This window comes from Pseudomonas sp. UM16 (genome assembly GCF_050312595.1).
GTDB lineage: Bacteria > Pseudomonadota > Gammaproteobacteria > Pseudomonadales > Pseudomonadaceae > Aquipseudomonas.
In genome coordinates, this window is sequence record NZ_JBNPJT010000006.1 from 26688 (window position 1) to 50611 (window position 23924).

The following is a 23924-nucleotide window of genomic DNA, read 5'->3' on the forward strand; positions in this document are numbered from 1 at the left end:
GTGGCGAAACCTGCGGGATGTCGGCAATGGAATGGCACGACTTTAAGTGAAAATCATTTTCATTTGTGGTTTAGGATTAGCCTCTCGCTGCCCATTGTCATTTGACGGTGTCCACGTCCTAAGGAGCCAGCTTGTCCACGCCTGCCGAACCCTTGCGTCTGCTCTTGCTGGCTGATGAACCCGAATGGGCTGCAGCCTTGCGCGATTGCCTGACGCCGCTGGCGGGCACGGTAGTGATGCTCACCGCACCGAGCTGGGACGCTGTCGACAGCCTGTTCGCCACTGATCGCAATGCACTGGTGCTGGCTACCTCGAAACTGCAGCCCGCCCCCGGGCGTTGCGTGTTGCCGCTGGTGCTGTTGCTCGAGCATGAGCCGTCGCTGCCGCCACCGGGTGTCAGCGACTGGCTGATACTGGATCAACTCAGCACCGATACCCTGCGCCGCAGCCTGCGTCATGTGCGTGAGCGAGGTGTGTTGGAGTCGACCCTGCAGCGCTTGGCTGAACAGGATCCGTTGACCGGCATTGCCAATCGTCAGGGCTTCCACACCCTGCTGGCCGCGCGCCTGGCTGATAACGATGGGCGAGGCGTGGCCCTTGGTCACCTCGACCTGGACAACTTTCGTCGGGCCAACGATGCCTTGGGCCATCAGGCCGGCGACCGCCTGATCCTGCAGGTGGTCGGGCGCCTGAAAAGCCAGCTTGAGGCCGGTGATCAGGTTGCTCGCCTGGGTAGTGATGAGTTCGCCTTACTGATCGATACGCGGCGCGAGCCACAACGCGCCGAATGGATGGCTGAACGGATTACCGAGGTCCTGGCCGAACCCTACTGGGTCGACGGCGAGAGCTTGTTGCTTGGCTGCAGTCTGGGCATTGCCCATGCCCGTGCCCTGGGTGGCGCCGACCCGTTGATGTGGCATGCACACATTGCCATGCAACAGGCCAAGGGTACTCAAGGCTGCACCTTTCATATTTTCAACGAGCTGATCAACCGTAACGCCCGCAGCCTTGCCGATCTGGAAAGCGAGCTGCGCCGCGCCCTGCGTCGCGATGAACTGGAACTGCATTACCAGCCGCGGTTGAACCTGGCCGACGGCCAGATTGTCGGCCTGGAAGCGTTGGTGCGTTGGCGTCATGCTGAGCGGGGCTTGTTGCCACCCAGCGAGTTCGTGCCGCTGGCCGAGCAAAGCGGCTTGATTGTGCCATTGGGATACTGGGTGATTTCCCGTGCCCTGCGCGACATGCAGGTGCTACGTGAGCAGGGGCTGGCGCCGCTGCATATGGCGGTGAACCTGTCATTTCGTCAGTTCCAGGACAGTCAGCTGTTGGCCACCTTGAGCCGGTTGATTATCGAACACGGTGTCGATGCGCGTTGGTTGGAGTTCGAGCTTACCGAGACGGCGGTGATGCGCCGCAATGACCTGGTGCAGCAGACCATGGATGCCTTGGGCCGCTTGGGCGTGCGTTTTTCCCTCGACGATTTCGGCACCGGCTTCTCGTCTTTCGTCCACCTCAACAGCCTGCCGATCACCCTGCTCAAGGTCGATCGCAGCTTCGTTGGCGGCATGGAGCAGCGCGAAGAGAACCGCAAGCTGGTCCACGCCATGATCAACCTGGCCCATAACCTCAACCTGCAGGTAGTGGCTGAAGGGGTGGAAACCCCAGAGCAGATGGACCTTTTGCGCAGTTTTAACTGTGATCAGGTTCAGGGTTACTTGATCAGCCGGCCGTTACCGATTGATGAGTTGATGGAATTTCTGCTGAGTGGTTCGGCGCAGCAGTCAATGGCTTTGTAGCTCCTGTGGGAGCGGATGAATCCACTCCCACAGCATCTTAGGCCGCTGTAGTGGCAGCCCTGTTCGCACCGTTGGATTGCCCTAACAATCGCTTCATCCGCCACTCAAACGCCAACGTCAGGGTAATCGCCGCGCAAGCCAGGCCCGATGCCAGCCCCCACCATACGCCAACCGCGCCCATGCCGAGAGTGAACGCCAGCAACCAGGCCGCTGGCGCACCAATGACCCAGTAGCAGAACAGCCCGACCAGGAACGTGGTCTTGGCATCCTTCAGCCCGCGGATCGAACCCATGGCAATTGTTTGCACGCCATCGAACAGCTCGAACCAGGCGGCGACCATCAACAGGCTTACGGCTAGCTGGATGATGTCAGCAAAGGCCGGATCACCGTGGTCGAGGAACAGCCCAACCAGTGGGTCCGGCATCAGCCAGAACAGGATGGAAAAACCCAGCATCATCGCCGCGCCGAAGCCGATTCCGACCCGTCCGGCATGCCGTGCGCCAAGCAGGTTGTCAGCACCGTAATAGAGCCCGACACGCATGGTGACGGCATAGGACAGGCCAGCCGGGATCATGAATGCGGTCGAAACGATCTGCAGGGCAATCTGGTGGGCTGCAAGTTCGGTGCTGCCCAGCACGCCCATGCACAGCGCAGCAAAGGCGAACAGGCCAACTTCCACCGTATAGGTACCGCCAATCGGCAGACCCAGACGCCACAGCTCAGCCAAGGCTGGCCACGAGGGCCGGCTCAGGCCCTTACGAATCGGGTAGGGGGTATAGGCCGGGTGCCAGCGAATGTACAAGGCCATGGCCACCGCCATGCAGTTGGCAACGATGGCGGTCACCAGGCCAATACCGACCAGACCCAGCCTGGGCAGACCGAACATGCCTTCGATCAGCGCATAGTTGAGCAGGAAGTTGGCCACGGTACCGACCAGGCTGATGACCATCACCGGAGTCGAGCGGCCGATGGCGCTGGTAAAGCCGCGCAGGGCCATGAAACTCAGGTAGCCGGGCAGGGCAAGGGGCAGCAGGAGCAGGAACTGGGCAGCCGACTCGACGTTGTTCGGGCTCTGGCCAAGCAGCAATAGCACCGGCTCCAGGTTCCACAGTGCCAGCGCTGCGCCCAGTGCCATTGCCCAGGCCAGCCATAGCCCCGCTTGGGTCAGGCGAGTGGCGCCAGCGATATCGCCAGCTCCCTTGCGAATCGCCACCAGCGTGCCGACAGCCGCGATCACTCCCAGGCAGAAAATCGACACGAACGAATAGCTGGCCGCACCCAGGCCGCCGCCGGCCAAGGCCTGGGGACTGATGCGGGCCATCATCAGCGTGTCGGTCAGCACCATCAGCATGTGGGCCAGTTGCGAGGCGATCAGCGGACCGGCCAGGCGCAACAGTGCCTTGAGTTCATGAGTGGGTGCGGCCTGCATGGGATCGTCCTTTTCTGACGCGAGGTGAGGGAAAGTCTTTAATTCTGGGCTTTTTGACGGCTATCCACAAAAGGATAAAAACGATCATTGGCATGATTAAAACTCATGCGAGTATGATTTGGCTGACTACCTCTCGGTTTGCCTGGACGTTTTTCCATGTCGCGTCGTTTGCCGCCTCTCTACGCATTACGAGCTTTCGAAGCCGCTGCTCGGCACAGCTCGTTCACCCGTGCCGGGGATGAGTTATCGATTACCCAAAGTGCAGTCAGCCGACACATTCGTACTCTGGAAGAACACTTTGCTTGCCGATTGTTCGTACGCAATGGCCGTAGTCTGCAACTGAGTGAAGCTGCCCGGTTATTGTTGCCCGGCGTGCGTGAAGGCTTTGCTGCATTGGAGCGCGCCTGTAACACGCTGCGCAGCGAAGACGACATCCTGCGCATGAAAGCGCCTTCTACCTTGACCATGCGCTGGTTGCTGGCACGGCTCAGTCGTTTTCGTCATTTGCAGCCGGGCAACGAGGTGCAACTGACCAGCGCCTGGATGGATGTCGACCACGTCGACTTCAACCATGAACCCTTCGATTGCGCCGTACTGCTTGGCGATGGGCACTTTCCGCCGGACTGGGAGGTGGTCCGATTGTTTTCCGAGCTGCTGATCCCGGTAGGCGCACCTGAACTGCTCAATGAAGGCCCTTGGGATGCCCGACGCCTGGCCGGTGTCGAGTTGTTGCACCCGACGCCAGACAAGCGCGACTGGCGCAGTTGGTTGGCACGCATGGGCCTGACCGACAAGGTTTCACTCAAGGGCGGGCAGGTGTTCGATACGCTGGAACTGGGCATGATCGCCGCTGCGCGGGGCTATGGTGTGTCGATGGGCGATTTGTTGATGGTGGCTGAAGACGTCGCCCAGGGGCGATTGAGTTTGCCTTGGCCGGCTGCTGTGGCGAGCGGTATGGATTACTACCTGGTGTGGCCGAAGACTCGGCCGGGTGGTGAGCGGCTGCGGCGCTTGAGTGATTTCCTGCAGGGGGAGGCGGATGCAATGGACTTGCCGAAGGTGGAAATCTTCGGCGCGGCTACCGCACCCATCGCCAACAACGTGTAGGAGCCGGCCTTGCCGGCGATGGGCCGCGTAGCGGCCCTGGCCTCGTCACAGGTTTGGCAGGTCCAACGCCTTGGCGCACGTCTGCAGCGATCGCTGCTGGCTCTGCGCATAAAGCTCCAGCTCATCCTGCACTGATTTGCCCAGCGCCTGCTCAAAAGCATCGCGATTGGCATTGCTGCCATATTCACTCTGCGCATCATCACCCAGGTTGGACTGGAAGATCCCTGCCGCACTAACTGGCAGGAAGTCCTCATACACCAACGCTTCGAAATGCACGTGGCCAGCGTCGATCAAGCCATCCAGCGAAGTGGGACGCCCTGCGTCGCCGCGTGCGGCCATGCCGCGCTCGGTGGCAAAGTAGCGAAAGTACGCCAGCCCTTGCTCACGCATCTGCGCCAGGTCATCCGGGAAGGCCTGGAAGCTGCTCTTGAGCAGGTCCATATAGCGCTCGGCGTTGACTTCGGCCGGTACGCCTCCCAGTGCCTCGCGCGCCGCGTCGAGCAGTCGGTCGTACAGCTGGCGCCCCTTGGGCGTCAGCGCAGCGCCACGTTGCTCGATCTCGCCGAAGCGTGCGGTGTGACTGCCGTCAGCGTCACCGTGTTGACCGCTGAACGCGACCTGTTCCTGCAGCGCCTTGAAGCTGGTTTGACGCAGCAGAATCGGGCAGCGCCGCGGTGGTGGGCCTTCGATCACAGCCTTGGGTGGAATACCCTTGGCTGGCATGCCCAACTGGATGGAATCGATGTCCAGGGTACGTGGGGTCAGGTGGTTGATGTGAGGGCCTTTGAATGCCACCACGTCGGCGATCAGCCGGTGCTGGTCGTGCAGTTGCTGATACTGCTCGGCGGTCACCGTGGCGTCATGGTGCCAACGGAAGGTGTGCAGGGCTTCGTCAACAAAGGTGTTGGCATCCTCGGCATTCAGGCCACCCTCCCGCTCGAGCTGTTGAATCAGCTCCAGAGCGCGCGGGGTGAAGATCTGCCGCTTGCTCAGGATCTGCCGGGACAGTTCACGCAACGCCGGGTTGTCGATCAGCTCCAGGCGCAACAGCGAGGTAAAGACCCGGAACGGACTGACATGCAGGGATTGTTCGTGCACGGCGCGAAAGGCGGTGGAGTGCACTGGTACGCCCGCTGAGCTGAGGTCGTAGTAACCCACAGGTTGCATGCCCATGACGGCGAACAGGCGAGCGATGGTCGCCAGCTCCTCGCCAGTGCCGACGCGGATGGCGCCGTGCCGCTCCTGATCCAAGCGCTCGATCTCGCCGGTCCAGCGCAAGGCCTGGGCTACTTCCGGCTGTTGGGTCATGACCTGCTGGTTGACTTCGCTCACCAGCGACAACAGGGTGCCGTAGAGCGGCACTTCCTCTTTGTACATGAGCGACATGGCGGCAGAGAACTGCGCGCGAATGCTGTCCGGGCTGACGAAATCTTGAGCGGGCATCGAAAGCTTCCTGGTGAAGTGGGTACCCCTACATGAAAGCGAGGAATGTACTTCTCTCGCAAGCGAAAAAAAGTCGATGAGTCATTCCGTTAATTCTTAACCTTCCGTTGCCACCTCGGCAGCGATCCAGTCGACCAAGGCACGCACCTTGGGAACTTCCGCCGCGTGCTCGGCAAACGCCAGAAAATGCGAACCATTGCTGCGCATGCTGTGCTGCCAGGGCACAACCAATTTGCCTTCCGCCAGCTCTTGCGCCACCAGGTAGCGCGGCACCAGCGCTACACCGCAACCGGACTGGGCCGCACTGAGGCTCATATAGAAGGTGTCGAAGCGCGGCCCGTGGTAGCTGTGGGCAGAATGCAAACCTTGTTCGAGGAACCACTCATGCCAGGCCTCTGGGCGCGAAGTGCTTTGCAGCAGGACCAACTCGGACAGCTCGCTGGCGTCGTGCAGAGTGCGGCCTTGCAACAGCTCTGGTGCGCAGACCGGCAGCACTTCTTCACCGAACAGTTCGACGCACGTTGCGCCAGGCCAGGTGCCCTGGCCGAAGAAGAACACCACGTCGGCCTTACCCTGCAGCAAGGCGAAGGGCTCCATCTCATTGCGGATATCCAGGTGGATATTCGGGTGGCGCTTGCCGAAGCCTTTGAGGTGCGGAATCAGCCAACGCACGCCAAAACTCGGTTGAGTGGCTACCTTCAATACTTCGGTTTGCTCGCCGTACGAGAGGATGTAGCGGCTGGACATATCGACCTGGGTAAGGATCTTGTTGACCTCGGCCAGGTACAACGCGCCTGCTGGTGTCAGTTGCAAACGCCGACGGATGCGCAGGAACAGGTGATGGCGAAGCATCTCCTCCAGTTGCGCGACTTGTTTACTCACCGCGCTCTGGGTCAGGTGCAGCTCTTCGGCGGCGCGGGTGAAGCTCAGGTGCCGGGCGGCAGCCTCGAAACACTGCAGAGCGGCCATCGATGGCACCAGACGTTTGGACATAGCGGTCTCTAAGCGGGTAGATCATTACCTGGCGGAATGATATGCAGAATAAAGGTCGTTTGTTGCACCAGAGTGATCGGATTAATACTGATCCGGATCACTAATTCAACCACTCATCGCATGCAGGAGAAGAAAATGGTTGATGGACTGCTTGACCGCCTCGGTGTCCCGGCCAGTGCCTACACCCACGGCAACCATCCCGTTCACACCCCTATCGACGGCAGCGCGATTGCCTCGGTGCACCTGGAGAGCAAAGCTCAGGTCGTGGCCAAGATCGATAAGGCCGAACAAGCCTTTCAAGCCTGGCGCACTGTCCCGGCGCCGCGTCGCGGTGAGCTGATTCGCCTGTTTGGCGAAGTGCTGCGCGAAAACAAGGCCGCCTTGGGTGAACTGGTGTCTGTCGAAGCCGGCAAGATCACTCAGGAAGGCCTGGGTGAAGTGCAGGAAATGATCGACATCTGCGACTTCGCCGTGGGCCTGTCGCGCCAGTTGTACGGCCTGACCATCGCCTCCGAGCGCCCAGGTCACCACATGCGTGAAACCTGGCATCCGCTGGGCGTGGTCGGCGTCATCAGCGCCTTCAACTTCCCTGTCGCGGTCTGGGCCTGGAACACCTCGCTGGCGCTGGTCTGCGGTAACGCCGTAGTCTGGAAGCCCTCGGAGAAGACGCCGCTGACCGCCCTGGCTTGCCAGGCGCTGTTTGACAAAGCCGTGAAAGCCTTCGGTGACGCACCCGAAGGCCTGAGCCAACTGATCATCGGTGATCGCGAAGCCGGTGAGGCCTTGGTTGATGACCCGCGCGTGCCGCTGGTCAGTGCCACTGGCAGTACCCGCATGGGGCGTGAAGTTGGCCCTCGCGTTGCTGCCCGCTTTGGTCGCAGCATCCTCGAGCTTGGTGGCAACAATGCCATGATCCTGGCACCGAGCGCCGATCTGGACCTGGCCGTGCGCGGCATCCTGTTCAGCGCCGTTGGTACGGCTGGTCAGCGTTGCACCACCCTGCGTCGCCTGATTGTGCACCGTTCGATCAAGGACGAAGTCGTGGCACGGGTCAAAGCTGCGTACGCCAAGGTGCGTATCGGTGACCCGCGCAAAGACAACCTGGTCGGTCCGCTGATCGACACGCTTTCCTTCAGCGCCATGCAAGACGCCCTGGCGCGTGCTCGTGACGAAGGGGGTCAGGTGTTCGGTGGTGAGCGGCAGTTGGCGGAACAGTATCCAAACGCTTACTACGTGTCTCCGGCCATCGCCGAGATGCCCGCGCAGAGTGCGGTGGTGCGTCATGAAACCTTCGCCCCGATTCTCTACGTGTTGACCTATGACGACTTCGAAGAGGCCCTGCGCCTGAACAACGAAGTGCCGCAAGGCCTGTCCTCGTGCATCTTCACCACTGACCTGCGTGAAGCCGAGCGCTTCCAGAGCGCCTCGGGCAGCGACTGTGGTATCGCCAACGTCAACATTGGCACCAGCGGTGCCGAGATCGGCGGTGCGTTTGGTGGCGAGAAAGAAACCGGTGGTGGCCGTGAGTCGGGCTCCGACGCCTGGAAAGCCTACATGCGTCGGCAAACCAATACGGTGAACTATTCCCGTGAACTGCCGCTGGCGCAGGGGATTGTGTTCGACTGATCACTGCGTTGGCGTTATCGCTGACAAGGCCAGCTCCGTGCAGGAGCCGGCTTTGCCGACGATAGGCGCACCACCGAATAAGAATAATGAGGAAGCCGGCCATGCCAGAGCTGCGTCAACAATGTCTGTGGGAACACGTCACCAAGCTCGCTGCGCCGGTCGATAAGCTGGCCAGCGAACTCAAGGCCGACGTCTGTGTCATCGGCGGCGGTATTACCGGATTGAGCGCAGCGCTGCACCTGCTCGAACAGGGCAAGTCAGTGATCCTGCTGGAGGCTTGGAAAATCGGCCACGGCGGTTCTGGGCGCAACGTCGGCCTGGTCAACGCCGGTACTTGGATTCGTCCCGATGATGTCGAAGCGACCCTCGGCCAGCAGCAAGGTAGCCGCCTGAACACGGTGCTTGGCGAAGCGCCGGCCGAAGTCTTCGCCACCATCAAGCGCTTGGGCATCGACTGCCAGGCACACAACACCGGCACCCTGCACATGGCCCACAACGCCACGGGCGTTGCCGATCTCGAAGCCCGCCATCAACAGTGGACTCGGCGCGGTGCCGACGTCGAACTGCTTACCGGAGCGCGCTGCGAGGAATACTGCGGTACCGACAAGATTTCCGCTGCGCTGCTCGATCGCCGCGCTGGCACCATCAACCCCATGGCCTACACCCAAGGCTTGGCTGCTGCCGTCACCCGTTTGGGTGGGCAGATTTTCCAGCAATCTGCTGTCGAAGGCCTGGCGCGCGAAGGCCACAGCTGGCGAGTGAAAACCGCCAACGGTGCGGTCAGTGCCGACAAGGTGGTGATTTCTACCGGCGCCTACACCGAAGGTGATTGGACCACTCTGCAGAAGCACTTCTTCCGTGGTTACTACTATCAGGTCGCCTCCGCGCCGTTGCATGGCGCAGCTGCTGACAACGTGCTCAAGCATGGTCAGGGCTCGTGGGACACACGCACAGTGCTGAGCAGCATTCGTCGCGACGATGAAGGCCGCCTGCTGCTTGGCAGCCTGGGGCGGGTCGACAACAAGCCGAGCTGGTTCATCCGCAGCTGGGCTGATCGCATTCAGAACCACTACTTCCCGCAGTTGGGCAAGGTTGAGTGGGAAATGCACTGGACCGGCTGCATCGACTTTACCCCCGACCACCTGATGCGCCTGTTCGAGCCGGCGCCAGGCCTGGTGGCAGTAACCGGTTACAACGGCCGCGGCAATACCACCGGCACGGTGATCGGTAAAGCTTTTGCCCAGTTCCTGCTGGAGGACAACCCGGATGCTCTGCCGATTCCGTTCTCGGTAATGAAACCGGTATCGGCCCCAGCGCTGCGTACCGGCTTCTACGAAACCGGTTTTTCGCTGTATCACGCCGGGCAGTGCTTGCGCGTAGTGCTGTAGCGCTTACGACTTGTGCAGCCAGCTAAGAAAGCCGCCTTTCTTGATGGCTGCCGGTTTCTGTTCCAGCAATGACAGGTTGGTTTGCTGACGGATACGTTGCAGCTTGGTCAGCGCCGTTTTGACTTCTTGGCGTTCTTCCAGGCAACTGCGCACGTTGTCCTTGTCGATGCGATACAACAGGCAACTGGTCAGGCTACGGAACTCAGCAATCGACTGCTCTTCGTCGAGCAGGCCTTCAGCCGCGAGTACTTCGCCCGGGCCCATGCGCCCGGCTTCGATCAGCTTGTCGCCATCACGGATCGACGCCGAGACCACGCCGGTGCCGATGACCAGCAAGTAGTCAGAGCTGTCGCCAACACCCAGGATGACCTGGTCGGCCAAGTACTCCACTGTGGTCATGCGCTGACTGAGGTTGTCTTTCTCGTCACTGCTCAGCGAGCGGAAGATTCGTACATCCTCTAGCAACGCACGTTGACGACTCCAGCCCAGCGAGGACGGTGTATCGGCGTTCCACACTACGCCGGTGGCCTCCAGGTGGCGGTGGGCGAGGTCAAACATTTGGTTGCGAACCTCGGTCTTCTGGCTCATGGAACTGACGAAGCCACTGGCTTCATACTCGACCGATTCCAGCGATGAGCTTTTGATCGTGACTTTGGGCTTGGGCGCGGCCAACAGCAGACGAGTGCCTTGCAGGGTTTTTTCCAGGGCATCGAGCACGCGGCGGGGGCGTACTTTGGCCGGCACCACTACGGTAATGGAGACACCGTGGACATCGTTGGGCTGGCTGAAATTGAGTAGCTTGGCCTTGGCCGCCACCGAGTTGGGAATCACCGCCAAGCTACCGTTGCCGGTCAGTAGTCGCGTTGCCCGCCAGTCGATGTCGATCACCTTGCCTTCGGTGCCGTCGATGCTGATCGAGTCGCCGATCTGGTAGGGGCGGGTGGTGTTGAGGACGATCCCCGAGAACACGTCACTGAGGGTGCTTTGCAGCGCCAAACCGATGACGATTGCCATTACCCCGGAGGTGGCCAGCAGGCCTTTGACCGGTAACTGCAGCACATAGGCGGCTGCGGCAACGATGGCAACGAGGAAGATCACCGCCCCCAGCACATCCTGCAACAGTCGCCCGGTATGGCTGCTGCGCGCCACCAGGATTACCCCGATGGCCACGGTAATGGTGCGCGCAGCGAACAGCCACCAAGCGATGCCCAGTACCGTGGCCAGCAGATTGCGCGCCACATCATCTGCCCAGGGCGCCGGCTGCAGTGGGCTGATGCCAGCACTGATCAGCACCCCGGTAAACAACAGGAACACACCAAGGCGCAGGCCGATACGCCAGGCACGCCGCTCAATCGCAAGCATTTGCCAGAGCAGCAGGTCGAGTGCGATCAGGCTAACGCCGATCAGCAAGGGGTAACTCTGGATGAATGCAAACATTCCGATCTCGCGGCGGTGGGCTGTTGCTAGTAAAGAGCAGGTTGGCGGTAATTACTACAGGCTCTTACTAGCGTCACAGCTCACCGCGCACTGGCGGGATCAGAACATCAGGTAGACGCTGGCGCTGGTCTGGTCCAGGTCGATATCGCCGACCTGCAGGACTTCCTGCTCCAGGCGCACCCCAATGTTGCGAAATACATCCATCTCGACACCAAGGCCGTAGGTCATGTCCAGGTCGCTGCTATCGCCTGCGATGTCATTGTCGGCGTCCCAGGCATGCACACCAGCACTGGCGAACAGACGAATGCGCTGACCAATCGGTACGCCGAAGTGGGCTGTGGCCTGTAGCGAGTGGCCTTCGAAGTCGCCGTCCTTGCCGCTGAAGTTGCCCAAGTCTACCCAGGCGCCTTCCACCGCCAGGTAAGGGTTCAGTCGGTAGCCGACGAACGCCTTGTAAGCGTTATCGTCGTCACTGAGTTGGTGCTCATCAGTTTCCACTTTGGTTACACCACCTCCAAGATAGAGGCCACGATCATCTGCCATGGCGCTTACAGAGCTGAATACAACCAGAGCGGCTACAAACTGTTTTGCGAATTTCATCTTACGTCCAATGTGTTTTTGGTTAATAGGGAGGATTGGCGGGCTCAGGTCGAAACCTTCGGCTGGAACTCTCTGTCCAAGCGTTCGCGAATCAGCTGCGCCGCGGAGTCCATGGCGGGATAAATGTCCTCGACGACAGGGCCTTTGTCCTGATCGATGTTTCTGCCACTGGCCCGGTCGATGGCGCGGCCAAGGGTTTCACCGGTCAGGCTGTCGCTGACCTCGCTCTGGAAGAACAGATAGAGGGTTTCATCGCGCACACCGGTAGCATGCAGGGAGAGGCCAACCAGCATGCCGATGGGGATGTATTCGGTGACATTGGGATCACGTGGCGTGCGCTCGATATCGGCAATCGATACTTGCAGTGAAAGTGCCCCGGCAGTGGGCCCATCTACTAGCTGATAACCACCGGCAGTCAGTTGTTTTTCCAGCGCATTGCGGAAGTGCACTCGGAGTTTGTTTGCGTCAGTTGAATAATTGGCAAGTCGAGGGTCGGTACTGTCGAAAGTAATAGTTTTCGGCAAGTTAATAAATATTGCCTTGTCATGGTCTTTCGACAACGGTGCGCTGGATTTTTTCCAGGCCATGGTAGCGTCGTCGTTCTCGATGATGTGTAACGTGTCGTTGGACTTCTGTTGTTCAGCCGTTATTGCAGTGTCGATGGTGGGAGCCATCGAACAACCGAACAGGCTCATGGTGAGCAATAGAATGGCAAGATTTTTAACGGGCATGGAGATTCCTGTTGATGTCACTTTGATGTGACCGATCTATCCCCACTCTGGGCCTAGAGCGAGGAAAACAGGAATCAAAAATCGTTATTTATGACCTGCTAGCCGCGCCAGCCAAGGCGCGGCAAGGGCTCAATCATTCATACAGCGCAAGCGATCAAGTTCGAGGATGTAATAGCACAGCGAGTGGCTGTCGGTAGGGATGACGGCCAGATTGAGGATGGAGCCGATACGGAAATACTGCCGAGCAAAAAGCAGCTCAGAATTGCGGCTGACGTCGAACAGCTCCTCCTGGCTGCTGGCTTTAACATCTTCAACCTTGATTTTAATTCGCCACCTCGAAACATCAACCAGCGAGGTGCCCACCGCGACATGTCGCTCTTTATCGCCCAGACGCTCGAGAACACTCAGAACGGCGCTAGGTTCACTGATCGTAAACCCTTCTTTGAAATCCAGAAGTTCGTGCCCCATAAAATGGTGCCCGACGGATCGATAAGGCTGGCTGTTTATATACGGGCGGGGTAGTGTCATGAACAGTACCACGAGGCACGCTAAAATAACTGAAGCGATAACCAACCAGTGATACCAAGTAGCTCGTAAGTTATTCATTTTTCACCGGTGACGCATTTTCTTAACATGCTGATGAAGCGCTCATCTTGAAACTGATACTCGAGATTGTAAGCCTCGCCTGTTTCCCTGATGCATGATAAGTTTATACGCGGACCTGTACGGCTAATAAAAACCTGGCCTTTCAAATTTTGATCGGGCAAGCCTGCATTTAAAAAGTCGGCTTTAAGTTTGTTAACCTCAAGCTCGCTTTTACCCACTGCGGAAATTGTAAGTTCACCTTGCTCAATTGTTGTCATGTGCATTTCAGTGGTTGGCTTGTACCAGCTGTATATATGCCAAAGGGTGAATAGAGTGACAATTGCCGCCGTCAGATAGCCCAGCCAGACCGCCGCACCAATGCCGTGCCTGGTGTCAGGCAGGTTTGCAGGTATCGTCGTGCTGGGAGCGCGAGCAGGCGGTGGCTCCTCAACGGGATCATCCGCAACCTCGGGGAGCGCGACCAGAAAGTCGCTGTTGAACCGATAGCCGCGTCGCGGCACGGTGATCACTATTTCGTGATCTTTGCCGTCGCCCAGTATGTTTCTGAGCATGAAGATTGACTGGTTGAGGCTACCGGCGGAGACCACCCGATCATCCCAGGCAAACTCAAGGATGGCCTCACGGGAGCAGATCGCTCCAGGTTCCATCAGCAAGAGTTCGAGTATCCGCGACTCGGCGCGGGCAAGTGTTAGTTCCTCGGGTGCGCCGGGTATTTTGTTGATAATAATCTTGCAGTGTTCAGGAATAAACTCCACAAGAGCGCTATTCTTTAGTCGAAATTGGTGGATCATCAAGCAATACGCGCGTTGTGAAATTCCCCGCTATTATAAGGGTCACATTAAATGAAGCAAGTCGACGAAGTGTTCTTGCTATTGCTCTGTTGGCTTCATAAAATAGTGGGCTTTATATATTTCAAGATTGAAATAATTCACGTCGAAGTTGTCGGTCGGTACTGCAGTGCCTCGCCAAGGTGGCTCCGGTCAATCTGTTCGGCGTTTTCAAGATCGGCCAGCGTCCGGGCCACCTTCAACAGCCGATGTGCTGCACGCAGCGACAGCGTAAGGCGCTCGCAGGCACTTTCCAGCCACTGCTGGTCGGCGCTGGACAGTCCGCAATACTGGCGTAGCCCCGGCAAGTCGATAAAGGCATTGGCGCATCCCTGACGCTGGTGCTGGATATCACGGGCAACGGCGACCTGCGCTGCAATAGTGGCGCTGCTCTCGCCCTCGCTGGCAGCCGGCGACAACGCCGTGGCTTCGCGAGCGACAGTCAGGTGCAGGTCGATGCGGTCGAGCAAAGGGCCAGAGAGCTTGTTGCGATAACGCTGAATCTGATCACTGCCACAGCGACAGCGCCCGGTGGGATCACCCAGATATCCACAGGGGCAGGGATTCATCGCGGCGACCAGTTGAAAGCGTGCCGGGAAGCGGATTTTGTCTTTGGCCCGAGCGATAACGATCTCGCCTGACTCCAGTGGCTCGCGCAACACCTCCAGCACCCGCCGTTCGAACTCCGGCAACTCATCCAGAAACAGCACGCCATGATGGGCGAGGGTAATCTCGCCAGGTTGCGGTCGGCTGCCGCCACCCACCAGCGCCGCGCCGGACGCCGAGTGGTGAGGGTGTCTGAACGGTCGCTGTGGCCAGCTACTCAGCGGCACATGACTGGCGACTGATTGAATGGCTGCCACTTCCAGTGCTTCGCGCTCATCGAGTGGCGGCAACAGGCCGGGCAGACGGCTGGCGAGCAAGGTTTTACCGGTACCCGGCGGGCCGCTGAAGAGCAAATTGTGTGCACCCGCGGCGGCGACCAGTAGGGCACGCTTGGCTGCTTGCTGGCCCTGAACTTCATTCAGGTCCGGGTAGGGGCGAACGTGCAGCAGCAAACCATTAGCCGCGTAGGGATTGAGTGGCGTCTGTCCGTTGAGGTGGGCCACCAATTCCAGCAGGTGCCCGACTGCAAACACCACCAACCCTGAGGCCAGGCAGGCTTCCTCCGCATTTTCTTGTGGGATTACCAACGCGCGCCCGGCGGCGCGTGCTGCCAAGGCTGCGGGCAGTACACCTTGCACCGGCCGTATGGCCCCGGACAGGGCGAGTTCGCCGAGGCATTCCAACTCATTAAGGGCAGCGCTCGGAAACTGCCCATTGGCGGCAAGAATGCCTAAGGCAATCGCTAGATCGAAGCGGCCGCCGTCCTTGGGCAAATCGGCGGGCGCGAGATTAAGGGTGATACGCCGGGCAGGAAATTCCAGGCCGGAATTAAGGATCGCGCTGCGCACGCGGTCTTTGCTTTCTTTGACCGTGGCTTCTGGCAAGCCGACCAGGGTTAGCGCCGGCAAACCGTTGGCCAGATGCGCTTCAACATTGACGGCAGGGGCTGAGACACCGACTTGGGCACGGCTGTGGACAAGGGCGAGGGACATGAACGCTCCATGATCTAGACGAAACCGCGTCCTGCGGCTCTGTAAGGATAGTGGGGCGGGGAGGGGGAGAGGGCAGAAGAGTGAGTCTGATCTTTTCAGCGGGAAAGGCGACCAGCTTGTCAGCGATGGCATGTGCAGGGAGCCGATACATGTCCAGTTGTAGCTGTTTTCTGTCAGACGCTTCTGATTCATGCTTCCGGCGCCGCTGCTCTACTGCACCTGCCCAGGTGCATGCCTACCCTGCGACTGTCGTTGACGATTCAACGACCGGATTTAGCAGTCCAGGCATAAGCAAAGCACCATATCCCAGGTGCGGGTTTCCCCGCCTGGTCAATGGCGGCTGTACGTGGGGCACCTTCGGGTGCACCGGTTCCTATGCTCGGTCTGCTAACCCGCGTATAGCTGCCACCCTATTCGTTTAGCAGCGAACGGTGGGCGCTCCATGGGAGTTGCCTGATGAAAAAGCCTGTTCCTGATCCGCCCTTTGTCGAAACCATTGAGCGGGCGGTCACCAGCTGTCCCGAGCATCCGCCACTGTTCAGCGTCTGTGCCGGTATCAGTGCTGAAGATGCACTGGTGTAGCCGCAGCCTGGCGGCGGCTACGGTATCTATTCAGCCGCAGGCGGGTTCAGGCGCGCTTCCATTTCGCCAACTTTGGCTTCCAGTGCTTCAAGGCGCGCACGGGTGCGGGCCAACACCACCATCTGACTATCGAATTCTTCCCGGCTGACCAGTTCCAGTTTGCTGAAACCGCTTTGCAGCAGGGCCTTGAATTGGCTTTCGAGTTCGGCGCGAGGTTGCGAGGTGTCGCCGCTGAACAGGCGCGAGGCTTGGTCGCTCAGGGCATCGAGAAAGGCTTTGGGCGCGAGCATGTTCGGCTATCCGCTGTATCCAAATGGGGCGCCAGTGTAGCACGCAGCTTTGCCCGCCTAATGCTGCACGCTTTTTGCGCATGACCCCGAATCGGCGCGCACCATAATCGTGCAGCGAAACGTTGCTGGCGCCTGGCCAATCACCACAGGCCAACGCAAGTGTCTGTAATTGGACGATTTAGCGGATCTGGCAAGGTTTCTGCTAAGACCCTTATGACCCATGCACTGATGCAGTCACCGTCAACGACGCGTTACAAAGCCAGGCGCTGCGCTTAGACTTGAGTCGGGTTTGTTTTCCTGGGGCAAGTCCACCAATTCGGGAGAGAGTTTCATGAAGCTAGTCACTGCCATCATCAAGCCGTTCAAGTTGGACGACGTGCGCGAGTCGCTGTCTGAAATCGGCGTGCAGGGTATTACTGTCACTGAAGTCAAAGGCTTCGGTCGGCAGAAGGGCCACACCGAGCTGTATCGCGGCGCTGAATATGTGGTTGATTTCCTGCCCAAGGTGAAGATCGACGTCGCCATCGACGACAAGGATCTGGACCGGGTCATCGAAGCGATCACCAAAGCTGCCAACACCGGCAAGATCGGTGACGGGAAGATTTTCGTGGTCAATCTGGAACAGGCGATTCGCATCCGTACCGGCGAAACCGATACCGACGCGATCTAAAAAAAGCCTCACCAAACCCCAACGCCCCAGGAGATAACAATATGACTCTGCGTCAATTCGCAGGGCTAGGAGCCCTTTTGTCCCTCGTAATGCCTGGCCTGGCCATGGCAGAGGAGGCAGCCCCGGTACTCAACTCCGGCGACACCGCCTGGATGTTGACTGCCACCGCCTTGGTGCTGTTCATGACCATCCCCGGTCTGGCCCTGTTTTACGGCGGTATGGTGCGTTCCAAGAACGTGCTGTCGGTGATGATGCAGTGCTTCGCGATCACCGGTTTGATCAGCGTTTTGTGGGTGGTGTACGGCTATAGCCTGGCATTCGATACCACCGGCATGGAGCAAGGTGTAGTCAACTTCAATTCCTTCGTTGGCGGTTTGTCCAAGGCGTTCCTCGCCGGTGTGACCCCAGCGAGCCTGACCTCTTCGACGGCCCTGTTCCCTGAGGCCGTATTCATTACCTTCCAGATGACCTTTGCGATCATCACCCCGGCGCTGATCGTCGGTGCCTTTGCCGAGCGTATGAAGTTCTCGGCGATGCTGATCTTCATGGCCATCTGGTTCACCTTGGTCTATGCACCGATTGCGCACATGGTCTGGAGCGGCAACGGCGGCCTGATGTGGGACTGGGGCGTGCTGGACTTCGCTGGCGGCACCGTGGTGCACATCAACGCCGGTATCGCCGGCCTGGTGGCGTGCCTGGTACTGGGCAAGCGCAAGGGCTTTCCGACCACACCAATGGCTCCACACAACCTCGGCTACACCCTGATGGGCGCGGCTATGCTGTGGATCGGTTGGTTCGGTTTCAACGCCGGTTCCGCGGCGGCTGCCAACGGTACTGCGGGCATGGCCATGCTGGTGACCCAAATCGCTACCGCCGCCGCCGCCTTGGGCTGGATGTTCGCTGAATGGCTGACCCACGGTAAGCCAAGTGCCCTGGGCATCGCTTCAGGTGTGGTCGCTGGCCTGGTCGCCATTACCCCGGCTGCTGGCACCGTCGGCCCGATGGGCGCCCTGGTGATTGGTCTGGTCGCCGGTGTGATTTGCTACTTCTGCGCCACCAGCCTCAAGCGCAAGCTCGGCTACGACGACTCCCTGGATGCCTTCGGGGTGCATGGCATCGGCGGTATCGTCGGCGCGATTCTGACCGGCGTGTTCGCCGCTCCTGCACTGGGCGGCTTTGGGGCCGTCGAAGACATCGGCGCACAAGTCTGGATTCAGGCCAAAGGCGTCGGCTTTACCGTGATCTACACCGCGATCGTCACCTACGTGATTCTCAAAGTGCTGGACCTGGTGATGGGCCTGCGGGTTAACGAAGAAGAAGAGTCGGTTGGTCTCGACCTGGCGCAACACAACGAGCGCGGCTACAACCTGTAACGCCTCGAAAAAAACTTGCCCGGCTCGCCGGGCATTTTTTTGCCTGCAATTTGTCGGATTCCGGCAACGCAAACGGTTTCTTCGCGCGCTTTTGCCGTTGCTTTTTCGAGCGGCTTCACGAAGGCAGAAAACTTACAGCACAGAGTGATAGTTAGGCACTTTGCTTTTTCTCTGAGCACGCTAGAATGCGCGCCGAAGGGAGCTGACAAGCTGTCCGCAAACTTCGTTACCCTTTGCTAGGCTTGCCAATGAGCAGGCCGATCATGCCAGGGTAGGCCGACGGGTTCACTGTCGGCGGCTCTTTAATTTCGTCAGGTCCTGCCAAGCGTAGGGCCTGCACGGCGTACGCCAGATGCCATGGCGCGCGCCTGAGGTGGCGGCAAACCCGCGACCCTGTGAATTTTTCCGGTAGCTGTCGATTTGTGGCGCTGCTGGTCTATAACTAATCTGCTTTTCGCAAGTCATGAGGTAGAACATGAGCGACGACGATCTGGAAACTGACGACCTCGAAGTAGGCGACGAAGACGAAGGTGATGAAGGCCTCGAAGCGGCAGCTGATGATGTAGCTGACGACAGTGGTGATGACAGCCCGGTGCCTGCTGCCAAAGGCAAGGCCAAGTCGGCAGCCGTCTCGGTAGACGATATGCCGAGCATGGAAGCCAAGCAGAAGGAACGTGATGCGCTGGCCAAGGCCATGGAAGAGTTTCTCTCCCGTGGTGGCAAGGTGCAGGAAGTGGAGGCCAATGTGGTCGCCGATCCGCCCAAGAAGCCGGACAACAAGTACGGTAGCCGCCCTATCTGAGTGGTTTCGTCAGCAAGAAAGCCCGCCGTCGCTGCGGGCTTTTTTGTGGGCGTTCATCGCCAGCTATTAAGCAGCTCAGGCAGTTGCGAGAGGCGCTGGATCTCAGCATCAGGACGACTCTCGGCTTCCCAGGCCTTACCCTGTGGGTTGAACCAGATTGCCCGCAGGCCGGCCCGCTGGGCCCCGGCGATGTCATCACCAGGGTGATCGCCAATATGCACAGCGGCGTGAGCTTCAACCTGGCCCTGGCGCAAGGCTTCGAGGAAGGGTTGCGGGTCAGGTTTGCCAATGCCGATATCTTCGGCGCACAAGGCAAACTTGAAATAGTCGGCCAGCCCCAGGCGGCGTACATCGGCATTGCCGTTGGTGACCACGCCAAGGGTGTAATGGCGGCGGAGGATTTCCAGCACCGGTTGCACCTCTGGGAAGATATCGATCTGGTGTCGGGCGTGGAGAAACACCTCAAAGCCTTCGTTGGCCAGCTCGCGGGCTTTGTTTTCGCTGTAGCCAACATCTTCCAGGGCATGGAACAACACGCGGCGGCGCAAGGCGCTGATGCGGTGCTTGAGCCCTGGCTCGGCGTGTACCAGGCGCTCGCGGATGGCGTACAGATGCTCTACCGGTACGGCGCCAAGGTCGGGTGCATTGGCGGCCAGCCAGTCACGCAGGATGGCTTCGGCGCTGACAATCACCGGAGCGGTATCCCACAGGGTGTCGTCAAGATCAAAGGTGATCAGTTCGATACTCATGAATCGCTGCCCTTACTGCGTTTGGCCCGGGGGTGGGCGCTGTCATAGACGGCGGCCAGATGCTGGAAATCAAGGTGAGTGTAGATCTGTGTGGTAGCGATGTCGGCATGGCCGAGCATCTCCTGTACGGCGCGCAGGTCCTGGGAGGATTCCAGCAGGTGGCTGGCGAAGGAGTGTCGCAACATGTGCGGGTGCAGGTTCTGCCCCAGCTCCCGGGCTCCAGCGGCCTGCACGCGCAGTTGAATGGCACGTGGGCCCAGACGCCGTCCTTGTTGGCTGACGAATACCGCGCCATCTTGCGGACCGCTGCCGCTGCGCAGGGGCAGCCATTGTTCAAGGGCTTCGCGGGCTTTGCGGCCGACCGGTAATACGCGGGTCTTGCTGCCTTTACCGTGAACCTGAACCAGGCCAGCGGGCAAGTCCAATTGTTCGAGGTTGAGGCTGGTCAACTCCGACAGTCGCAGCCCCGAGGAGTAAAACAGCTCGAGCATGGCCTGGTCGCGTCGGGCGAGAAATTCGTCTTCTACTGCGCCTTCGAGCAGTTGCAGGGCACGGTCGGTGTCGAGGGTCTTGGGCAGGCGTCGTTCGCCCTTGGGCGCGGACAGGCCGTTGGCCGGGTCGTGGCTGCAGATACCTTCACGATTGAGGTAGCGGTAGAAGCCGCGCACGGCTGAAAGCAGGCGCGCCAGGCTGCGCGAAGATTGACCCTGATGATGTTGTCGGGCAATGAACTGGCGCAGGTGCTGGATTTGCAGGGCATTCCAGCTGTTGATACCGCCCTTGGCGCAGTAGGCCAGGACATTATCGAGGTCGCGACGGTAAGCCAGCTGAGTATGCTCGGACACCTGGCGTTCGTTGCGCAGGTGCGCGCTGAAAGCCTGCAGCTGGCGTTCCATCAGCGCACCGGGCGCAAGGTCTGGGTAAAGCGAGGCACCACGCGGCCAAGCACTTCGGCGATATAACTGAGGAACAGGGTGCCGACGCTGCTCTTGTAGTGCTGCGGATCACGGCTGGCGATGGCCAGGACGCCATGCAGGCCTTGGTGATTGAGGGTGGCGACAGCCGTTGAGCCGACCTCCTTGCGCTGTTCTTCACCGAACAAAAAGTCCAATTCATGATCGCGCAGGTTGCCGCTAACGGTCTTGCCGCTGCACAGCAGGCCACCAATGGCTTGCTGGGCGTCGGCGCTGTTGACCCAACGGCCGACCGGCGCGGCGGTGTCACCGAACAGGATCAGGCTGACGAAGGGCACCTTGAACTCCTGACGCAGGCTGTCTTCGACGGCCATGACCACTGCTTCCAGGCTGTCGGCATCGAGCAGGTCGAGAATCAGTCGACGAGTTTTGTCGAACAGGCGGTCGTTGTCACGCGCTACGTCCATCAACTGCGAGAGGCGATGACGCATCTCGATGTTGCGGTCGCGCAGCAACTTGAGTTGGCGCTCCACCAGCGAGACGCTATCGCCGCGCTGGTGGGGGATGTGCAGCTCACTGAGCAGTTCATCGTGCTCGGCGAAGAACTTCGGGTTGTCGCGCAAGTAGGCAACCACGGCCTCAGCCCCGAAGGCGGGCGTTGAGCCCTCGGCGCTAAGGTCGGTGGGCTGTGCGGCGGGCGCCTGGGGCTGATCGCTCATGGTCGATACTCACTCATAGTCGAACCTGTCCTTCAAACACACGAACGGCTGGGCCGGTCATCAGTACTGGCGTGCCCGGACCACCCCACTCGATGGACAGGCGCCCACCGGGAAGGTCGATCAGCAGCGGCGAGTCCATCCAGCCTTGGCTGATCGCGGCCACGGCAGCAGCGCAGGCACCGGTACCGCAGGCCTGGGTTTCCCCGGCTCCACGCTCCCAGACACGTAGTTGGGCGCGGTGACGATCGATGACCTGGATGAAACCGACGTTGACCCGCTGCGGGAAGCGCGGGTGATGTTCGATCTGCGGGCCGAGCTGGTGAACCGGAGCATTATTGATGTCGTTGACGCGCAGCACTGCGTGGGGGTTGCCCATCGACACGGCGGCCAGCTCGACTTTCTGCCCAGCCACTTCCAGCGGGTAACTCAGGGCTTGGGCCGGCGCATCGAAGGGAATCTCAGCTGGGACCAGCCGTGGCGGACCCATGTCGACGCTGATTTGCCCGTCGTTGCGCACATCCAGCTCAATGATGCCGCCCTTGGTTTCGACGCGGATTCGCTTTTTCGCGGTCAGGCGCTTGTCCAGCACAAAGCGGGCAAAGCAGCGCGCACCGTTGCCGCACTGCTCGACCTCGGAGCCGTCGGCGTTGAAGATCCGATAGCGGAAATCCACTTCCGGATTGCTCGGCGCTTCGACAATCAGCAACTGATCGAAACCGACACCGGTATGACGGTCCCCCCATTGCTTGGCGTGCTTGGGCAGGATATGCGCATGCTGGCTGACCAGGTCCAGGACCATGAAGTCATTGCCCAGCCCATGCATTTTGGTAAAACGCAGCAGCATGGGTTTACTCCGGCAGCAGGCTTTCGCCGGCGAACAACTCGGCTACGGTTTCGCGGCGGCGCACTTCGAAGGCCTGGTCGCCATCGACCAGAATTTCAGCGCAGCGGCCACGGGTGTTGTAGTTCGAGCTCATGACAAAACCATAGGCGCCCGCCGAATGCACCGCCAGCAGATCGCCTTCGGCCAGGTTGAGCGTACGCTCTTTGGCCAGGAAGTCGCCGGTTTCGCAGATCGGGCCGACCACGTCGTAAGTGCGGCCTTCGCCAGCGCGCGGCTGCACCGCGGTGACGTTCATCCAGGCCTGGTACAGGGCCGGACGAATCAGGTCGTTCATCGCCGCGTCAACGATGGCGAAGTCTTTATGCTCGGTGTGCTTGAGGTATTCAACGCGGCTCAGCAGGACGCCAGCGTTGGCCACGATGTAGCGGCCCGGTTCGAACACCAGGGCCAGGTCGCGGTCGCCAAGGCGCTCGCGGATGGCCTTGATGTAATCGCCAGCCAGCGGCGGCTCTTCGTCACGGTAACGCACGCCAACACCGCCACCCAGGTCCAGGTGACGCAGGTGGATGCCACAGTCGCCGAGGCGGTCGATCAGCGCCAGCAGGCGGTCGAGGGCGTCGAGGAACGGCTCCAGGGTGGTCAGCTGCGAACCGATGTGGCAGTCGACCCCGACCACTTCCAGGTTCGGCAACTGGGCGGCGCGGATGTAGACCTCTTCAGCATCGGCGATGGCGATGCCGAATTTGTTCTCTTTCAGGCCGGTGGAAATGTACGGGTGGGTGCCGGCGTCGACATCCGGGTTGACCCGTAGCGAAATCGGCGCACGCAGGCCCATCTCGGCGGCAACCACTTGCAGGCGTTCGAGCTCATCGGTGGACTCGACGTTGAAGCAGTGCACACCGACTTCCAGGGCACGACGCATGTCTTCGCGGGTCTTGCCGACACCGGAGAACACCACGCGATCGGCACGGCCACCCGCAGCCAAGACACGTTCCAGCTCACCACCGGAAACGATGTCGAAACCCGCGCCCAGGCGAGCCAACACATTCAGCACACCGAGGTTGGAGTTGGCTTTGACAGCAAAGCAGACCAGGTGCGAAACACCCTGCAGGGCATCAGCGTAGCTACGGTACTGGGCCTCGATGTGGGCGCGTGAGTACACGTAGGTGGGCGTGCCGAATTTTTCGGCGATGGCCGACAGGGCCACGCCTTCCGCGAACAGCTCACCGTCGCGGTAGTTGAAAGCGTCCATGGGTTACCCTTACTGGTGCTTGTGCGATTGCGACTTTTGACCGTCTTTGCTCTCGTCTGGCAGGTACAGCGGGCCCTTCTGGCCGCAGGCGGAAACAAGGCAGGCAATCGCGACGAGCGCCGCGAGGGAGGAGATCAGGCGCTTCATG

Annotated in this window: 24 protein-coding genes; 8 read left to right on the forward strand and 16 right to left on the reverse strand. The window is 60.0% G+C overall.

Going from position 1 to position 23924, the window contains the following annotated elements:
• Nucleotides 1-131 precede the first annotated feature (131 nt).
• The gene (locus tag ACQRAX_RS08430) at nucleotides 132-1796 is read left to right on the forward strand and encodes a putative bifunctional diguanylate cyclase/phosphodiesterase (protein WP_412040113.1); all 1665 of its coding nucleotides are present in this window, start codon (nucleotides 132-134) and stop codon (nucleotides 1794-1796) included.
• Nucleotides 1797-1833: 37 nt separating this feature from the next.
• Here the strand turns inward: ACQRAX_RS08430 and ACQRAX_RS08435 are convergent, their stop codons facing one another.
• On the reverse strand, nucleotides 1834-3225 hold the full coding sequence (locus tag ACQRAX_RS08435) for a NorM family multidrug efflux MATE transporter (protein WP_412040112.1): 1392 nt from the start codon (nucleotides 3223-3225) through the stop codon (nucleotides 1834-1836).
• A gap of 156 nt (nucleotides 3226-3381) precedes the next feature.
• On the opposite strand from ACQRAX_RS08435, the gene ACQRAX_RS08440 reads away from it, so the two are divergent.
• Complete coding sequence (locus tag ACQRAX_RS08440; RefSeq protein ID WP_412040111.1) at nucleotides 3382-4332, forward strand: LysR substrate-binding domain-containing protein; 951 nt, start codon at nucleotides 3382-3384, stop codon at nucleotides 4330-4332.
• Between the two features lie 45 nt (nucleotides 4333-4377).
• Here ACQRAX_RS08440 and hglS read toward each other — a convergent pair whose 3' ends face one another.
• Nucleotides 4378-5775, reverse strand: coding sequence for a 2-oxoadipate dioxygenase/decarboxylase HglS (hglS, locus tag ACQRAX_RS08445; protein WP_412040110.1), 1398 nt, complete (start codon nucleotides 5773-5775; stop codon nucleotides 4378-4380).
• 96 nt (nucleotides 5776-5871) lie between these two features.
• Nucleotides 5872-6768, reverse strand: coding sequence for a LysR family transcriptional regulator (locus tag ACQRAX_RS08450; RefSeq protein ID WP_412040109.1), 897 nt, complete (start codon nucleotides 6766-6768; stop codon nucleotides 5872-5874).
• Nucleotides 6769-6903: 135 nt separating this feature from the next.
• On the opposite strand from ACQRAX_RS08450, the gene amaB reads away from it, so the two are divergent.
• Together amaB and amaA are read left to right on the forward strand one after the other, a co-directional pair.
• Nucleotides 6904-8394: an L-piperidine-6-carboxylate dehydrogenase gene (gene amaB / locus ACQRAX_RS08455; protein ID WP_412040108.1), complete on the forward strand. Its 1491-nt coding sequence runs from the start codon at nucleotides 6904-6906 to the stop codon at nucleotides 8392-8394.
• Nucleotides 8395-8495: 101 nt separating this feature from the next.
• Nucleotides 8496-9782 (forward strand): L-pipecolate oxidase, encoded by a 1287-nt coding sequence (gene amaA / locus ACQRAX_RS08460; RefSeq protein ID WP_412040107.1) that lies wholly within the window; start codon nucleotides 8496-8498, stop codon nucleotides 9780-9782.
• Between the two features lie 3 nt (nucleotides 9783-9785).
• On the opposite strand, the gene ACQRAX_RS08465 is transcribed toward amaA, so the two are convergent.
• From ACQRAX_RS08465 to ACQRAX_RS08490, 6 genes are all read right to left on the reverse strand, one after another.
• The gene (locus ACQRAX_RS08465) at nucleotides 9786-11219 is read right to left on the reverse strand and encodes a mechanosensitive ion channel domain-containing protein (RefSeq protein ID WP_412040106.1); all 1434 of its coding nucleotides are present in this window, start codon (nucleotides 11217-11219) and stop codon (nucleotides 9786-9788) included.
• Between the two features lie 99 nt (nucleotides 11220-11318).
• Nucleotides 11319-11819: a porin family protein gene (locus ACQRAX_RS08470; protein ID WP_412040105.1), complete on the reverse strand. Its 501-nt coding sequence runs from the start codon at nucleotides 11817-11819 to the stop codon at nucleotides 11319-11321.
• Nucleotides 11820-11863: 44 nt separating this feature from the next.
• Nucleotides 11864-12550, reverse strand: a complete 687-nt coding sequence (locus ACQRAX_RS08475) for a DUF3313 domain-containing protein (protein WP_412040104.1) — start codon at nucleotides 12548-12550, stop codon at nucleotides 11864-11866.
• A 129-nt stretch (nucleotides 12551-12679) separates the two neighbouring features.
• A complete protein-coding gene (locus tag ACQRAX_RS08480; protein WP_231353358.1) occupies nucleotides 12680-13078 on the reverse strand; it encodes a hypothetical protein in 399 nt (132 codons plus the stop codon).
• Nucleotides 13079-13152: 74 nt separating this feature from the next.
• Nucleotides 13153-13911, reverse strand: a complete 759-nt coding sequence (locus ACQRAX_RS08485; RefSeq protein WP_256205195.1) for a winged helix-turn-helix domain-containing protein — start codon at nucleotides 13909-13911, stop codon at nucleotides 13153-13155.
• Nucleotides 13912-14084: 173 nt separating this feature from the next.
• The gene (locus ACQRAX_RS08490; protein ID WP_412040103.1) at nucleotides 14085-15581 is read right to left on the reverse strand and encodes a YifB family Mg chelatase-like AAA ATPase; all 1497 of its coding nucleotides are present in this window, start codon (nucleotides 15579-15581) and stop codon (nucleotides 14085-14087) included.
• 456 nt (nucleotides 15582-16037) lie between these two features.
• On the opposite strand from ACQRAX_RS08490, the gene ACQRAX_RS08495 reads away from it, so the two are divergent.
• Nucleotides 16038-16163, forward strand: coding sequence for a hypothetical protein (locus tag ACQRAX_RS08495; protein ID WP_412040102.1), 126 nt, complete (start codon nucleotides 16038-16040; stop codon nucleotides 16161-16163).
• 26 nt (nucleotides 16164-16189) lie between these two features.
• Here ACQRAX_RS08495 and ACQRAX_RS08500 read toward each other — a convergent pair whose 3' ends face one another.
• Nucleotides 16190-16453 (reverse strand): accessory factor UbiK family protein, encoded by a 264-nt coding sequence (locus ACQRAX_RS08500; RefSeq protein WP_045181405.1) that lies wholly within the window; start codon nucleotides 16451-16453, stop codon nucleotides 16190-16192.
• 331 nt (nucleotides 16454-16784) lie between these two features.
• Here ACQRAX_RS08500 and glnK point away from each other — a divergent pair, with 331 nt between their 5' ends.
• The 3 genes from glnK (at nucleotide 16785) to sutA (ending at nucleotide 19298) form a co-directional block, all read left to right on the forward strand.
• Nucleotides 16785-17123 (forward strand): P-II family nitrogen regulator, encoded by a 339-nt coding sequence (gene glnK / locus ACQRAX_RS08505; RefSeq protein WP_002555808.1) that lies wholly within the window; start codon nucleotides 16785-16787, stop codon nucleotides 17121-17123.
• A 41-nt stretch (nucleotides 17124-17164) separates the two neighbouring features.
• Nucleotides 17165-18496, forward strand: a complete 1332-nt coding sequence (locus tag ACQRAX_RS08510) for an ammonium transporter (protein ID WP_412040101.1) — start codon at nucleotides 17165-17167, stop codon at nucleotides 18494-18496.
• 475 nt (nucleotides 18497-18971) lie between these two features.
• Nucleotides 18972-19298 (forward strand): transcriptional regulator SutA, encoded by a 327-nt coding sequence (gene sutA, locus ACQRAX_RS08515; RefSeq protein WP_412040100.1) that lies wholly within the window; start codon nucleotides 18972-18974, stop codon nucleotides 19296-19298.
• A 53-nt stretch (nucleotides 19299-19351) separates the two neighbouring features.
• Here sutA and ACQRAX_RS08520 read toward each other — a convergent pair whose 3' ends face one another.
• The 6 genes from ACQRAX_RS08520 to lptM are packed head-to-tail and all read right to left on the reverse strand — an operon-like array spanning nucleotide 19352 to nucleotide 23923.
• The gene (locus tag ACQRAX_RS08520) at nucleotides 19352-20047 is read right to left on the reverse strand and encodes an HAD family hydrolase (RefSeq protein WP_412040099.1); all 696 of its coding nucleotides are present in this window, start codon (nucleotides 20045-20047) and stop codon (nucleotides 19352-19354) included.
• Nucleotides 20044-20943, reverse strand: coding sequence for a tyrosine recombinase XerC (xerC, locus tag ACQRAX_RS08525; protein WP_412040098.1), 900 nt, complete (start codon nucleotides 20941-20943; stop codon nucleotides 20044-20046). Before xerC ends, ACQRAX_RS08520 begins: the two co-directional genes overlap by 4 nt.
• Nucleotides 20943-21680 (reverse strand): DUF484 family protein, encoded by a 738-nt coding sequence (locus ACQRAX_RS08530; protein WP_412040097.1) that lies wholly within the window; start codon nucleotides 21678-21680, stop codon nucleotides 20943-20945. The genes xerC and ACQRAX_RS08530 overlap by 1 nt, the downstream gene beginning before the upstream one ends.
• A 13-nt stretch (nucleotides 21681-21693) precedes the next feature.
• Nucleotides 21694-22524, reverse strand: a complete 831-nt coding sequence (gene dapF / locus ACQRAX_RS08535; protein ID WP_412040096.1) for a diaminopimelate epimerase — start codon at nucleotides 22522-22524, stop codon at nucleotides 21694-21696.
• A gap of 4 nt (nucleotides 22525-22528) precedes the next feature.
• Complete coding sequence (gene lysA, locus ACQRAX_RS08540; protein WP_045181437.1) at nucleotides 22529-23776, reverse strand: diaminopimelate decarboxylase; 1248 nt, start codon at nucleotides 23774-23776, stop codon at nucleotides 22529-22531.
• A gap of 9 nt (nucleotides 23777-23785) precedes the next feature.
• Nucleotides 23786-23923, reverse strand: coding sequence for an LPS translocon maturation chaperone LptM (gene lptM, locus ACQRAX_RS08545; protein ID WP_045181439.1), 138 nt, complete (start codon nucleotides 23921-23923; stop codon nucleotides 23786-23788).
• Nucleotide 23924 lies beyond the last annotated feature (1 nt).